We start from the raw sequence: 13,571 nt of genomic DNA, 5'->3' as shown, positions 1-13,571 counted from the left end.
GCCTCCATGGCGGTGGCCCGATTGAACCCCGGAAGCACGGCGCGCACAAGCCGCGCCGCTACGCCTCACCGCCAGGCGCTGCGACCGTAGATCGGCTGGGTTTCGATGCGGCCGACGGCCCGTGCCGCGGCCAGCACGTCCGCGCGCCGCAGCAGCTGTTGCCAGCGTCTGTCGTTGGCCACGTCGCCGGCCATCGGTGCCAGCATGCGGAAGTCCTGCATCAGCAGCAGGGCGTCCTGGCGGTGCGCCGTGGTCTGCAGGTCGGCGATCAACTGCCGCGCTGCATCGTCGATGCGGTCTTCAGTGAGCAGCACGTCCAGGTAAGCGGCGCGGCCTTCGCCCTGGTTGGCCTGCAGCCAGGCGCGCGCCTGCGCCGAGCGGTCGGCATCGCCCAGGGTGCGGTAGGCACTGAAGCGGATCCACTGGCGCATGTACTCGCCGAACATCGGCGCAGGGTCCAGGCCGGCGATCGCCTCCAATGCGCGCTCGGGCTGCTCCCGTGCCAGGTACCAGCTGGCCAGGTAGAGCTGCAGCAGCGGGTTGCCGGGGGCCTCCGCCTCGCCAAGGCTCGCGGCCAGCAGCAGCGTGGCCTCCGCGGCGTCATCGCGGCCCAGGCGGTGTTCGGCCGTCGCGCGATGGCTCAGCACCCAGGCCGCGTAATCGGCGCCGACGAAGCTGCGCGGTGCGTTCGGTGCGGACAGGCGCGTGTACAGCGTCTCGCTGGTGGACAGCACCTGTTCGTGCGCGCCGATCAGCAGCAGGGTGTCGGTGAAGTCGGCGACGCGGTCACTGCGCTCGGGCCGCAGCAGTCCTTCCACCCGCAAGGCATCGGTGTAGCGGCGGGCGGACTGCAGCGGATCGAAGCGTGGGTCGCGGCGGTCGACCACGGCGTCGAAGCGCTTGTCGGTGCGCAGGGCGACCACCTCCATCGGCGTATCGATGCGCGCCACGGTCGCGGCCAAGCGCTCGCCCTGGCCGGCGTCGGCCTGCAGCACGGCCAGCTGCAGCCACAGCGACGTCGGCTCGATGCCCTCGTCCTTCCAGTCGCGGTCGAACAATACCTGCAGCAGCTCGCGCCGTGCATCGGGCTGGTCCTGCAGCGCGTCGACCAGCGCATGCGCCATCTGGATGTCGACGTCGCCCAGCATCGCATCGGACGCACGCAGTGCGCGGGTGATCAACCGGGTGCCTTCCAGCATGTCTTCCTGCCACAGCAGGAGGCGGCCCAGCACGTAGAGGGCGCGCGGGTCGTCCGGTGCCTGCTGCAGCGCCGCGTCCAGGTAGGTACGGGCCTGCGCCGCCTGGCGTGCGTTGAAGGCGGTGCGCCCGGCGGTGATCAGGCCGTCCAGGCGCAGCGGCTCGGACAGCAGCGCGGTATCGGGATCGGCGAAGGCGCGTTCGAAGCCGAGCAGCGCGCCGACGCTGTCACCGCGTTCGGCCAGGGTGATGCTGTCCACGATGGCCGCCGCCGCCGCGTCTTCCCGCAGGGTGCCGGTGGGTGCGGCAACGCTGTCGGTGCCGGCCAGCGCCGGGGCAGCAGACAGCGCCAGCAGCAAACAGCCGGTGAGGCGATGGCGCAGGCTTGGCATGGATCATCCTTCCGTGGAGAGAACGACGATTGAACCCGGAACACCGGGGTGACACAAGCGCAAGGGGTTTGCACGCGTACGGGCAACGTTTAAGGTCGTGGCCCGGATGCATGCAAGGAACGCAATGAAACGTTGGCAGTGGATGGTGGTGGCGGTGGTGGTGGTCACTGCGGCAGGGCTGGCGTGGACCTTCCTTCCCACGGCCGTGCAGGCGCCGGTGGCACGCGGCCCGGCACCGACCCCACTGGGCTGGCAGGCGCATATCGAGACCGCGGCTGGCGACGGCGTGGATGGCCTGCGCGACGGCGCCGGCGCGCAGGCGCGCTTCGCCGACCCCTATGCGCTGGCCCTGGATGGCAACGGGGTTGCCTACATTGCCGACGCGGGCGACAACAACCGCATCCGCCGGCTGCATCCGGACGGGCGCGTGGACACGCTGGCTGGCACCGGCGAAGGCTGGCGCGATGGCCCTGCGTTGCAGGCACAGTTCAACACGCCCTCGGGTATCGCCCTGGATGCGGCGGGCAACGTCTACGTGGCCGATACCGGCAACCATCGAATCCGCCGGATCGGCACCGACGGCAACGTGACCACCGTGGCCGGTGATGGCCAGCCGGGGTTCGCCGACGGCGCGGCCCTGCAGGCGCGCTTCGACGGGCCGATGGGCGTGGCCGTCGATGCGACCGGCCGCGTGTACGTGGCCGACACCTACAACGACCGTATCCGCGTGATCGAACCGGATGGCAACGTGCGTACGCTGGCCGGTGGCGACGCGCCGGGCAACGTGGACGGCATCGGCGCGGAAACACGGCTGGACACGCCGGTGGCGCTGGCGCTGGATGCGCACGGCAACCTGCTCATCGCCGACCTGTACAACGATGCGATCCGGCGCCTGTCCCCCGATGGCACGCTGCGCACCCAGGTGGTCGGCGGTGGGGTGCTCAGCGGGCCGCTCTCGGTGGCGGTCACCCACGATGACGTGCTGTACGTGGGCGACATCAACGGCAAGGTGGTCCAGGTGTCCCCGCAGGGCCACCAGGTCGCACTGGCCGGGGTAGCCCCGCAGCCGCGCTTTGCCCGCCCCAGCGGGGTGGCCCTGGACGCGCAGGGCGGGCTGTACCTGGCGGACGCGGCGGCCTACCGCATCCACCGGCTGCGTGCCGCCGCCGATGGCAGTGCGCCCGCACCGGCGGTGACCGGCCCGGCGCCGGACGCGCCCCTTCCGGCCACCGCAGGCCGTTGGCCACTGGCACCGCAGGACGGTTGGCATGAAGTGGTGGGCACGCTGGGCGAGGTGCGCGGCAACTTCAGCGGCGAGAGCCGCCACCACCTGCACGGCGGCTTCGACATCCGCGGTGATGTCGGCCAGCGCGTGCTGGCCATCGCCGATGGCAAGGTCGACAGCGCGGCGGCGAGCTGGGCGGTGGGCGGGCAGGGCGAGGGCCTGGCGCTGGGGCGGCTGAAGTACATCCACATGCAGGTCGGGCGCGACCCGCGCGGGCAGCCCTTCGACGCGCGCTGGCAGCCACTGCTGGACCTGGATGGCAAGCTGGAACGCATCCGCGTCCGTCGCGGCACCCGCTTCCGCGTGGGCGAACCGCTGGGCAGCATCAACCGCATGGCGCACGTGCACCTGAGCGTGGGTGCCAGTGGCTTCGAACGCAATGCCGTGGCGCTGGGCTTTACCGGCTATGCCGACCGCTTCGCCCCGCGCATCACCGCGGTGGAACTGCTGGACGACCTGGACCAGCCGATCACGGCCGCCACCGGCGGACGCGTGCCGGTGCCGCGCCAGGGGCCGGGCGTGCAGATCGTGGTGGAAGCGTGGGACCAGGTGGACCGCAACCTGCCGCGCCGGCGCCTGGGCGCCTACCAGGTGGGCTACCAGATCCTCGACGCGCAAGGCCAGCCGCTGCCGGGCTACGAGCAGCCGCGTTTCAACATCGTGTTCAACCGCATGCCGCCGGAAAACAGCGCCACCGTGGTGGCCTATGCGCCGGACAGCGGCATCACCGTGCACGGCAGCGCGGTCACCCGCTTCCGCTACCTGGTCAGCAACACCGTGCGCGATGGCGTGGTGGAGACCGGTCGCTGGCAGCCGGATGCGCTGCCGGCGGGCGACTACGTGATCCGCGCCAGTGTGCGCGACTACAGCGGCAATGAAGGCGTGGGTGCGCGCGAGTTGAAGATCACGTTGTTGCCGTAAGCGCGCGTTCCAGGCCGACGCGCGCGCGCTCGGCCTGCATGTCGGCAAGGGGACGCACTTCGATGCTGCCGAAGCGCGACCACGGGAACTGCCGGGCGATGGCGAGCGCCTGCGCATGGTCGCGCGCGTTGATCAGGTTGAAGCCGGCCAGCAGTTCGTGGGTTTCGGCGAACGGGCCGTCGGTGACCCGGGCCTGGCCCTGGCGGGTGCGCAGCGTACGCGCGCTGTCCACCGGCGCCAGTTGCTGGGCCAACACCAGCGTGCCATCCGCCTGCAGTGCGTCGGCGTGCTGCAGGCAGTCGCGCATCAGGCGGTCGTATTCCTCGGCGGGCAGGGCCTGCAGCAGGCCTTCATCGATGTAGATCAGCAGCAGGAATTGCATGGCCGAACGCTCCGGGGACGGGGCGATCATCATGCCCCAGGCGCCGCAGCGACGGTGTTGCAGCGCGACAGGACCTGCCCGTTCAGGCTGTCGGCCCGCCGCGCCCACCGCATCGCCGGAATATTTTTTGCGCCGGTGCGTCGATTTCCGGGCCCGTGCAACGTTGTACTCCATGAAGGGCCCGGGTCCCGGGCCTGTCCGGCAGGAGACAACGATGAAAGTGATGGTCCTGGTCAAGGCGACCGAGGAAACCGAGGCCGGCCTGATGCCGACCGAGCAGGAAATCCGCGCCATGGGCGCCTACAACGAACAGCTGGTGCAGGCCGGGATCATGCTGGCGGGCGAGGGCCTGCACCCGACCTCGCGCGCCCGTCGCGTGGCCTTCGGCAGCGAGCCGCCACGGGTGATCGACGGCCCGTTCGCCGAGACCCGCGAGCTGGTCTGCGGATTCTGGCTCTGGCAGGTGCGGTCGCTGGACGAGGCCACCGAATGGCTCAAGCGCGCCCCGTTCGCCCCCGGCGATGTGGTCGAACTGCGCCCGATCCTCAGTCCCGAGGATTTCGGCGCCGCCTTCACCCCGGAACTACAGGCGCAGGAACAGCGTCTGCGCGAGCAGATCGGCGCCGCCGACTGACCCATTTCTCCCTGGAGCACACCCATGAAACTGATTCCGTTCCTTGGCTTCAACGGCAAGACCCACGAGGCGATGGCCTTCTACGCGCAGGTGCTCGGCGGCGAGGTCACCTCGGAGATGAAGTACCGCGACATGCCGCCCATGGAGGGCGCCGAGGGCTGCGGCGAGATGCCGCCGGAGACGCTCGACCACGTGGCCCACAGCCAGCTGGAGGTGGGCGGCGCGATCCTGATGGCCGCCGATGGCCCGTCCAGCGGTGGCGAGAACAGCACCACCATCAACATCGATGTGGACACGGTGGAAGAGGCCGAGCGCGTGTTCAAGGCCTTGGCCGACGGCGGCGAGGTCAAGATGCCGATCGGCGAGACGTTCTGGGCGCATCGCTGGGGCTTCCTGATCGACCGTTACGGCAAGCCGTGGATGGTCAACTGCATGAAACAGCCCTGAGCCCCGCCAAGGAACGACACCATGACCGCACCGCTGCAGATGATCTTCGTCAACCTCCCCGTGCGCGACCTGGAGGCCTCCAAAGCCTTCTTCGCGGCGCTGGGTTACGCCTTCAACCCCACCTTCACCAATGAGAATGCGGCTTGCATGATCATCAGCGACAGCATCTTCGTCATGCTGCTGGTGGAGCCCTTCTTCAGCGGGTTCACGCCCAAGCCGATCAGCGATGCACGCAGCAGCACCGAGGTGATCACCTGCCTGTCGGCGGAGAGTCGTAACGCGGTCGACGCGCTGGTGGACGCGGCGCTCACGGCCGGGGCGAGCGAACCGATGCCGGCGCGCGACTACGGGTTCATGTACCAGCGCGGCTTCCAGGACCTGGATGGACACCTGTGGGAAATCGCGCACATGGATGGCGAGCCGGGATAAGGCCTACGGGGCGATGGCGGCGGGCTTGTGCCAGGCCGCCGCCGATGCTCTGATCCGCGCATGGACACCGCGCTTTCGCAACGATTGGACACGCTCTGGCGGATGGAATCGCCGGCCCTGATCGCACGCCTGGCGCGCATGCTGCGCGGCGATGTAGGACGTGCCGAAGAACTGGCCCAGGACAGCTGGCTGGCCGCGCTGGAGCGTTGGCCCGCGCACGGCATCCCGGACAACCCCGGAGCGTGGCTGATGACCACCGCGCGCAACCGTGCCATCGACGTGCTGCGCCAGCACCAGCGCGTGGCCGGCCAGCATGCGCTGCACGGCAGTGCGCTGGAACCGCTGCCGCTGCCCGCGCCGGACGACAGCGCAGTGCTGGAAGACGACATCGGCGATGACCTGCTGCGGCTGATGTTCGTGGCCTGCCACCCGGTGCTGGCGGCCGATGCGCGCGTGGCACTCACCCTGCGCCTGCTTGGCGGGCTGACCACCGACGAGATCGCGCGCGCCTTCCTGGCCCCGGAACCCACCATCGCCCAGCGCATCGTGCGCGCCAAGCGCACGCTGGCGCAGAAGAACGTGCCGTTTGACGTGCCGCGCCAGGCCGCCCTGCCAGAGCGGCTGGCCTCGGTGCTGGAGGTGGTCTACCTGATCTTCAACGAGGGCTACGCGGCCAGTGCCGGCGATGACTGGATGCGCCCGGCGTTATGCGACGAGGCATTGCGGCTGGGCCGCGTGCTGGCCCATCGCCTGTCGACCTGGCCACAGGTACAGGGCCTGCTGGCGCTGATGGAACTGCAGGCCTCGCGGCTTGCCGCGCGCACCGAAGCCGGCGGTGCCCCGATCCTGTTACCCGACCAGGACCGCGCGCGGTGGGACTGGCTGCAGATCGCGCGCGGCCAGGCGGCACTGCAGCAGGCGGTGGCGCTGGGGGGAGGCGATGATCCCTACGTGCTGCAGGCCGCCATCGCCGAGTGCCACGCGCGTGCGCGCCGCAGCGAGGACACCGACTGGACGCGGATGGCGACGTTGTACGCGCGGCTTGCCGAACGGCAACCGTCGCCGGTGGTCGAGCTCAACCGCGCCGTCGCGGTGTCGCGGGCGCAGGGCGCAGCGGCGGCCTGGCCGCTGGTCGAGCAGTTGGGTGCCGATGCCCGCCTGCGCGACTACGCGCCACTGGCGGCGGTGCAGGGCGACTTGTTAGCCCAGCTGGGGCGGCCCGAGCAGGCACGGGCCGCATTCGAACGTGCCGCCGCGCTGACCGCCAACGGCCGCGAGAAGGCCCTGCTGCTGGCGCGCGCGGCGGCCGTGTAGAGGGGCACTGCACCGGGCGACGGCGCTGGCCTACACTCGTACGATTGTCGGTCAGTCATGAGGTGCAGCGTGAAGCGTGTGGTAATCAGCCTGTTGGCGTTGTCGGTGTCGTCGGCCTTGATGGCCGCCACCCCCAAATTCGATGGCGCGCGGATCTCCGCCGACGTCAAGGAGCTGGCCTCCGACGCCTACGAGGGGCGCTCGCCGGCCACCGCCGGCGAAGAAAAGACCATCGCCTTCCTGAGCCGGCAGTTCGCCGCGGCGGGCCTGCAGCCGGGCGGCGACCTCAAGGACGGCAAGCGCCTGTGGACCCAGGCCGTGCCGCTGCTCAAGGGCGATATCGTCGGCACGCCGAGCCTGTCGCTGACCAGCAAGGGCACGCCGCAAGCGCTGAGCCAGGGCAAGGAAATCGCCGTGCGCGCCGCGATGAACGGTGCCAGCGAGGTGGACATCAGGAACGCGCCGCTGGTGTTCCTCGGCTATGGCGTCAAGGCCGGCGAGCGCGACTGGGACGACTTCAAGGGCGTGGACCTGAAGGGCAAGATCGCCGTCGTGCTGATCAACGACCCCGACTTCGAGAGCGGCCAGGGCGACTTCGACGGCAAGGGCATGACCTATTACGGGCGCTGGACCTACAAGTACGAAGAAGGCGCGCGCCAGGGCGCGCTCGGCGTGCTGATCGTGCACGAGACCGCCCCGGCCTCCTACGGCTGGGCCACGGTGGCCGGTTCCAACACCAACACCATGTTCGATGTGGTCCGCGACAAGCCCGCCGAGGCCCACCCGCTGCTGGAAGGCTGGATCCAGCGTGACCTGGCGGTGGACCTGTTCAAGCGCGCGGGGCTGGATTTCGAGGCGCTCAAGGCGCAGGCCCAGCGCCGCGATTTCAAGCCGGTCGAGCTCAAGGGCGAGACCTTCTCGGCCAAATACGCGGTCAAGACCGAGGTGATCACCTCGCACAACGTGGCCGCGCGCCTGGAAGGCAGCCGGCATCCGGACGAGACCGTGGTGTACAGCGCGCACTGGGACCACATCGGTGTGGGCAAGCCCGACGCCAACGGCGACACCATCTTCAACGGCGCGCTGGACAACGCCAGCGGCACCGCCTCGCTGGTCGAACTGGCCCGCGGCTTTGCCAAGGGCAAGCGCCCCGAGCGGTCGGTGCTGTTCCTGGCGGTCACCGCCGAGGAAAAGGGCCTGCTCGGCTCGGAGTACTACGCCAGCCATCCGCTGTACCCGCTGAGCAAGACCGTGGCGGTGATCAACATGGACGGCATGGCGCCGTTCGGCCCGTCGCGCGACTTCGGCATCTACGGGTCGGCCAAGCTGGAACTGCTGGACCAGCTCAAGGACGTCGCCAAGGGCTGGGACATCCGCTACACCCCGGACCCGAAGCCGGAAGCCGGCCTGTTCTTCCGCTCGGACCACTTCCCGTTCGCCAAGCGCGGCGTGCCGGCGGTGTCCTACTCGGCCGGGCAGGATTGGGTGGACGGCGGCGTGGCCGCGGGCAAGGCCGCCTCGGATGACTACACCGCCAAGCGCTACCACCAGCAGGGCGACCAGTGGCAGCCGGACTGGACCTTCGCCGGTGCCTCGCGCGACCTGGAAGTGCTGTACACGCTGGGCAACCAGCTGGCCAACGCGCGGGCCTGGCCGAACTGGAGCAATGATTCCCAGTTCCGCGCCCCGCGCGATGCCAGCGCCGCCGAGCGCAACTGACCCACTGCCCCGCCGGTACCGCCGGCGGGGCGCGCGGCCCCCCGGCGCGGGGCGGGTGCCCAGCCGCAGCCATCGACACGGCTGCGGCCGGCCGCTGGCCGGCTTCATCCCCGCATTCCCCGCCTTCGTCGCATGCCGCTTGTTCCCGCTGGCGGCAGGGCTATGCTCGCCTCACTCCCTATGTGAAGACGCCGCCGTGTTCGCCAGCCTCGCTCTGATTCTCCGCATCCTGTTGGCCTGGGCCGCCGCCATCGTCGTGGCCGGCTTCGTCTGGAGTGGCATCTTCAGCGGCATGGACGACGGCCCCGGTTGGGTCTTCGGGCTGCTGGCGATGTTCCTGGTGGTCACCGCGATCGGCAGCTGCATCACCCATATCCGCCGGGTCTGGTTGATCGCCGGTCGCCTGGACGGCACCACCCTGTCCAGCCGGCAGCGCCGCCAGATCGAACTGCCGATGGACGCCGGCCCGGCGTTTGCGCTGGTGGAAAAAGCCATCGCCGAGCTGCCCCGCGTGGAAAACATCGAAAGCGCCGCCGGCAGCCTGCAGGTGCGGGCCTGCGTGCGCCGCGTGGACCCCTACAACGGCCGCCCGCCATCGCGCTGGAACCTGCCGGCACGGCTGGCGATCCGCCGCAACAGCGTGCTGGCCACGGTGACCCCGGGGCAGGGCACCAGCAGTGTCACCCTGCTGTTCGAGCCGGACGCCGGGGTCTGGGCCGACCTGCTGGCGGTGGACGAGGGCAGCAACCATGAAAACGCCGAAGCGGTCACCCGCGCGATCACCCGCCGGGTGTCCGAGCAGCGCCGCGACGAGCAGGCCGCCGCCGAACAGACCGCGACCGAAAAAGAACTCTCGGTGGCCAAACTCAACCTGCTGCACGCCCAGGTGGAACCGCACTTCCTCTACAACACCTTGGCCAACGCACAGGTGCTGACCCGCACCGACCCGCCGCGTGCTGACCAGATGCTGGGCCACCTCATCCAGTACCTGCGCAGCTCGCTGCCCAGTGTCGACGAGTCGATGTCCACCCTGGGCGTGGAACTGGAACGCACCCAGGCCTACCTGGAAATCCTGAAGATCCGCATGGGGGCGCGGCTGGCGCTGCAGGTGGACGTGCCGCCGGCGCTGCTCGGGCTGCCACTGCCGTCGATGGCCCTGCAGACCCTGGTGGAGAATGCGATCAAGCACGGGCTGGAACCCAAGCCCGGTGGCGGCACGGTGTGGATCATCGCGCGCGCCTTCGATGACCATGTCACCCTCACCGTGGCCGACGACGGGCTTGGCTTCGGCCAGGGCGGCAGCAGCGGTACCGGCATCGGCCTGAAGAACCTGCGCGAGCGCCTGCGCCTGACCTGCGGCGAGCGCGCCGGCGTGGCCATCGTGTCCAACTTCCCCAGCGGCGTGGCCGCCACAATCTCCCTGCCGCGCGATGCGCGCGAGGCCATCCATGCAGCTTGATGCCCTGATCGCCGAAGACGAAGACCTGCTGCGCCAGTCGCTGGTCGCCCAGTTGCAGCGGCTGTGGCCGGAACTGCGCCTGGTGGCCGAGTGCGAAGACGGCGCCTGCGCGCTGGAAAAGCTGGCCGAACTGAAACCGGACCTGGCCTTCCTGGACATCCGCATGCCCGGCATCACCGGCATCGACGTGGCCCGCGCGCTGCCGGAGATCAGCCCACGCACCCAGCTGGTGTTCGTCACCGCCTACGACCAGTACGCGATCGATGCGTTCGAGCAGGGCGCGATGGACTACCTGCTCAAGCCGGTCAGCGACGAGCGCCTGCTGGCCACCCGTGAGCGGATCCTGGCGCGCCTGCAGCAGGGCCGGCCGGACAGCGCCATGCTCGAACAGCTCCTGCAGCGCCTCGGCCAGGGCGGCGCAGCGGCCGCGGGCACGCCCCCGCTGGCCTGGATCACCGCCAGCAACGGTCGCGACACCCAACTGATCATGCTGGAGGATGTGCTGTACTTCCGCGCCGACAGCAAGTACACCACGGTGGTGACCGAGCAGGGCGAAAGCCTGCTGCGCACGCCCCTGCGCGAACTGCTGGAGGTGCTCGATCCGCAGCGCTTCCGCCAGGTGCACCGTTCCACCATCGTCAACATGAAGGCGGTGGCCGCCGTCAGCCGCGACGACAGCGGGCGCGGCCAGCTCAAGCTCAAGCACCGTGCCGAGGTGCTGAGCGTCAGCCAGCCGTTCATGAGCCTGTTCCGCGGTATGTGATTCCCCGTCCATCGCAACGTTGGAGCGACCATGCGCCACCTCCCGATCCTGTGCGTCATGCTGCTGGCCCTGGCCGGTTGCGAGCAGTCCAGCAATACCTCGGTCACCCGCGTGCGCGCCAATGGCGTGGACACGCTGTACAGCACCTCCACGGTGGTGGACGGGGTGGCGCAGTTCGCCTGCATCGCCAGCAGCAGCGGCCAGTGCCACTACCTGGTGCTGGCACCGGGCTGCAAGGCCGATGCGGCCTGCGCACAGCCGCCCGTGCGGCGCCTGTCGGTGGCGGTGGGCAAGACCGAACGGGTGCCGGACCTGCCCAAGGGCTTCGGCCAATGCGTGAGCGAGCAGCCCAAAGAACAATGCCACCGTGAGTGATCACGGTGGCATTGTGGCTCCCCCCGCTTTCCGGGATGGTCAGAAGGCTGGTTGCAGGTGCAGGTCGCCGCGGCTGTCCTGATCGCCGACGTGGTTGAGCTGGCCGACCAGTTCGGAGTGCTGCTTCATGCGGCCGATCTCGCGCATGATGCGGATGTCCTCATGGCGCAGCTCGCGACGGGCGGTGACGGCCTGCTTGTAGTCGAGCACTTCGGGGTAATGCTGGGCCATGTCCAGCGCCTCAGCGACGCACTCCACGCTGTCAGCGTCGGAGGTGATCCGGGCACGGCTGTTGAAGGCCTTCATCCAGCGCTCGAAGCCGGCGGTATGGTCGAACATGTTGGCCATGAACCAGATCACGAAGAGGATCGAGATCCACGAGCCGAACACGATCACCACGCGGGTGAAGGTGATATGGAAGTCGTCTTTCCAGAGGTAGTTGCTGATCAGCCCGAGGATCAGCAGGGACGACGCCTGCCAGCCCATGATCGAGGCCATCAGCCATTGGCCCTTGGCCTTGGCCAGCACCTCCACTTCCTCGCGGATCTGCTGCTCGCTCTTGTTACGCCAATGCGCGACCTGTTTTTCGAACGGACTCCCGTAGAGCTCGTTGTCCTGCAACAGCAAACCCAAACCCTTGAACAAAGCGATCATGACGTGCTCCTTCTGGAACGTGCGACAGCGCATTGGACGAACTTGAGGCGGATTCAGTTCTAGCACTTCCAGCGGGCCGTGCAATGGGGGCGGTGCGAAGCCGCCGCGCCCGGTTTTCTGAATGGGCGGCCGGTGCTGCAGCGCGTCATTGCGCCTGCGGCCTGCGACAAGATGTCGCAGGAAAAAACATGCTGCGGCCGCACATGAAACCGGCGCTGGGCACGCAGGCTCGCTGGCGACCCCGGGATCGGCCAGAATCGTGGCCGACCGCGCAGGCTGCGGTCGTTTCCCACCGATTGGACCCCCTGCGAGGCCGCCGTTGCTGCACCGTCTTTCCCGCCCGATCACCGCGCCGATCCGGCGCTGGGTCCTGGGCGCCTTCCCGCGAGGGCAGAGTGGTATCGATTACGACCAGCCGCTGGGCGATCCCGGCTGGTTCGGCCCGCACAGCGCAACCTGGCGGGTGCACTCGGAGTTTCCGGGGATGCTGGCCGGTGGCCTGTGCGCGTTGATGCTGCAGACCCTGCATCCGCTGGCACTGGCCGGGGTGTACGACCATTCCAACTTCCGCGAGGACCTGGTCGGGCGGCTGCGCCGGACCACGGCATTCGTGGCCGGCACCAGCTATGCGCCGACCGGCGAGGTGGAGGCACTGGTGACCAAGGTCAGGCGTATTCATGCGCGGGTACGCGGTCAATTGCCCGATGGGCGCGTGTACGCGGCCGATGATCCGGCACTGCTGACGTGGGTGCATGTCACCGAGGCCTATGGCTTCCTGCAGGGCTGCCGGCGCTATTGCCGCGACGTGCCGGTGGCGGTTGCGGACCAGTACTACGGCGAGTACAAGCGGGTGGCCGAGGCGCTGGGCGCCACGGAGGTGCCGGCCACCGAAGCGGAGGTGGACGCCTACTTTGCCCGGCAGCTGCCGCAGTTGAGCTTCGATGCGCGCTCGCGCGAGGTGTTGGGGGTGTTGTCGGGCATCCGCCTGCCGGTGCCGATGGCGGGGTTGTCGCGCGAGCTGTTCCTGGGGGCGGGGGCAGCCCTGGTCCCGGACTGGGCCGCGGCGATGCTCGAGCGCACGCCCCTGCAACGCGCGCAGGCACGCACATCCGCCCACGTGCTGCGCGCGATGGCGCCGTTGTTCCGGCGCGCACTGCAGGATGGCCTGGCCACGCGCGCGTGCACGCGGATGGGCGTGCCGGTGAGCGTGTTGGGCGAGTGGGGGTGAGGCATAAAAGCCTTCTGCCCTGCCCACCAGGGGCAGGGCGGGGGGGCTCGCGGGGCACGCCGAAAATCCCGCTCCGCGGCCCGGCCCAGACGCTGGGCTGGGCGTCAGTCGCATGAAGAACACATAGCGAAGAAGCACAAAGCGAAGAAGCACAAAGCGAAGAAGTGGATAGGCGCAGTTTGAGACTCACAGTCCAATGCAGGGCTGCGTGGTGATAGCGCATCGGCTGTTTCGTTGCGCACCGGCACACTGTCAAAGGGTGGGTACGGGTGGGAGTGCGGGACCGTCATGCGCCATGGATGGCGCATGTCGAGCCCCCAGGGATGGGTTCACGGCGTGTCCCGCACTCCCGCCCGTACCCGCCCCAGCCAG

The 13,571-nt window shown here is 69.3% G+C and carries 13 protein-coding genes; 10 read left to right on the top strand and 3 right to left on the bottom strand.

From position 1 onward, the window contains the following. Positions 1-65: 65 nt before the first annotated feature. Positions 66-1,589 carry a tetratricopeptide repeat protein gene (locus tag AC06FD_RS17400; protein WP_478078455.1) on the bottom strand — a complete coding sequence of 508 codons (1,524 nt, stop codon included), beginning with the start codon at positions 1,587-1,589 and terminating at the stop codon, positions 66-68. A 124-nt stretch (positions 1,590-1,713) separates the two neighbouring features. Between AC06FD_RS17400 and AC06FD_RS17395 the strand changes: the two genes are divergently transcribed. Further along, the gene (locus AC06FD_RS17395; RefSeq protein WP_478078454.1) at positions 1,714-3,795 is read left to right on the top strand and encodes a gluconolaconase; all 2,082 of its coding nucleotides are present in this window, start codon (positions 1,714-1,716) and stop codon (positions 3,793-3,795) included. Here AC06FD_RS17395 and AC06FD_RS17390 read toward each other — a convergent pair. Then, a complete protein-coding gene (locus AC06FD_RS17390) occupies positions 3,779-4,177 on the bottom strand; it encodes a YciI family protein (protein ID WP_449335238.1) in 399 nt (132 codons plus the stop codon). The genes AC06FD_RS17395 and AC06FD_RS17390 overlap by 17 nt on opposite strands. A 214-nt stretch (positions 4,178-4,391) precedes the next feature. Between AC06FD_RS17390 and AC06FD_RS17385 the strand changes: the two genes are divergently transcribed. The 8 genes from AC06FD_RS17385 to AC06FD_RS17350 all read left to right on the top strand — a co-directional run bounded on the left by AC06FD_RS17385 (position 4,392) and on the right by AC06FD_RS17350 (position 11,317). Then, complete coding sequence (locus tag AC06FD_RS17385; protein ID WP_259207246.1) at positions 4,392-4,811, top strand: YciI family protein; 420 nt, start codon at positions 4,392-4,394, stop codon at positions 4,809-4,811. Between the two features lie 24 nt (positions 4,812-4,835). After that, on the top strand, positions 4,836-5,258 hold the full coding sequence (locus AC06FD_RS17380) for a VOC family protein (protein ID WP_259207245.1): 423 nt from the start codon (positions 4,836-4,838) through the stop codon (positions 5,256-5,258). A gap of 21 nt (positions 5,259-5,279) precedes the next feature. Then, positions 5,280-5,687, top strand: coding sequence for a VOC family protein (locus AC06FD_RS17375; protein ID WP_259207243.1), 408 nt, complete (start codon positions 5,280-5,282; stop codon positions 5,685-5,687). A gap of 60 nt (positions 5,688-5,747) precedes the next feature. Beyond that, on the top strand, positions 5,748-7,001 hold the full coding sequence (locus tag AC06FD_RS17370; protein ID WP_478078453.1) for an RNA polymerase sigma factor: 1,254 nt from the start codon (positions 5,748-5,750) through the stop codon (positions 6,999-7,001). Positions 7,002-7,070: 69 nt separating this feature from the next. Continuing rightward, entirely contained in the window at positions 7,071-8,720 is a 1,650-nt protein-coding gene (locus AC06FD_RS17365) for a M28 family metallopeptidase (RefSeq protein WP_478078452.1), read from the top strand. Positions 8,721-8,916: 196 nt separating this feature from the next. After that, positions 8,917-10,179, top strand: coding sequence for a sensor histidine kinase (locus tag AC06FD_RS17360; RefSeq protein ID WP_478078451.1), 1,263 nt, complete (start codon positions 8,917-8,919; stop codon positions 10,177-10,179). After that, complete coding sequence (locus AC06FD_RS17355) at positions 10,169-10,942, top strand: LytR/AlgR family response regulator transcription factor (protein WP_478078450.1); 774 nt, start codon at positions 10,169-10,171, stop codon at positions 10,940-10,942. The genes AC06FD_RS17360 and AC06FD_RS17355 overlap by 11 nt, the downstream gene beginning before the upstream one ends. A 30-nt stretch (positions 10,943-10,972) precedes the next feature. Continuing rightward, the gene (locus AC06FD_RS17350) at positions 10,973-11,317 is read left to right on the top strand and encodes a hypothetical protein (RefSeq protein ID WP_394164275.1); all 345 of its coding nucleotides are present in this window, start codon (positions 10,973-10,975) and stop codon (positions 11,315-11,317) included. 39 nt (positions 11,318-11,356) lie between these two features. Here AC06FD_RS17350 and AC06FD_RS17345 read toward each other — a convergent pair whose 3' ends face one another. Next, on the bottom strand, positions 11,357-11,971 hold the full coding sequence (locus tag AC06FD_RS17345) for a hypothetical protein (protein ID WP_478078449.1): 615 nt from the start codon (positions 11,969-11,971) through the stop codon (positions 11,357-11,359). Positions 11,972-12,290: 319 nt separating this feature from the next. Here AC06FD_RS17345 and AC06FD_RS17340 point away from each other — a divergent pair, with 319 nt between their 5' ends. Further along, positions 12,291-13,199 carry an oxygenase MpaB family protein gene (locus tag AC06FD_RS17340; RefSeq protein WP_478078448.1) on the top strand — a complete coding sequence of 303 codons (909 nt, stop codon included), beginning with the start codon at positions 12,291-12,293 and terminating at the stop codon, positions 13,197-13,199. The last annotated feature ends 372 nt before the right edge of the window (positions 13,200-13,571 follow it).

The organism is Stenotrophomonas sp. Steno-Z1 (genome assembly GCF_056393175.1).
The sequence above is the reverse complement of the archived record's forward strand: the minus strand, read 5'-3'. Positions and strand labels throughout refer to the sequence as shown.

Excerpts from the sequence above, each read along its gene's own strand:
- AC06FD_RS17400 (WP_478078455.1), bottom strand. The coding sequence starts at position 1,589 with ATGCCAAGCCTGCGCCATCGCCTCACCGGCTGTTTGCTGCTGGCGCTG.
- AC06FD_RS17395 (WP_478078454.1), top strand. The coding sequence starts at position 1,714 with ATGAAACGTTGGCAGTGGATGGTGGTGGCGGTGGTGGTGGTCACTGCG.
- AC06FD_RS17390 (WP_449335238.1), bottom strand. The coding sequence starts at position 4,177 with ATGCAATTCCTGCTGCTGATCTACATCGATGAAGGCCTGCTGCAGGCC.
- AC06FD_RS17385 (WP_259207246.1), top strand. The coding sequence starts at position 4,392 with ATGAAAGTGATGGTCCTGGTCAAGGCGACCGAGGAAACCGAGGCCGGC.
- AC06FD_RS17380 (WP_259207245.1), top strand. The coding sequence starts at position 4,836 with ATGAAACTGATTCCGTTCCTTGGCTTCAACGGCAAGACCCACGAGGCG.
- AC06FD_RS17375 (WP_259207243.1), top strand. The coding sequence starts at position 5,280 with ATGACCGCACCGCTGCAGATGATCTTCGTCAACCTCCCCGTGCGCGAC.
- AC06FD_RS17370 (WP_478078453.1), top strand. The coding sequence starts at position 5,748 with ATGGACACCGCGCTTTCGCAACGATTGGACACGCTCTGGCGGATGGAA.
- AC06FD_RS17355 (WP_478078450.1), top strand. The coding sequence starts at position 10,169 with ATGCAGCTTGATGCCCTGATCGCCGAAGACGAAGACCTGCTGCGCCAG.
- AC06FD_RS17350 (WP_394164275.1), top strand. The coding sequence starts at position 10,973 with ATGCGCCACCTCCCGATCCTGTGCGTCATGCTGCTGGCCCTGGCCGGT.
- AC06FD_RS17345 (WP_478078449.1), bottom strand. The coding sequence starts at position 11,971 with ATGATCGCTTTGTTCAAGGGTTTGGGTTTGCTGTTGCAGGACAACGAG.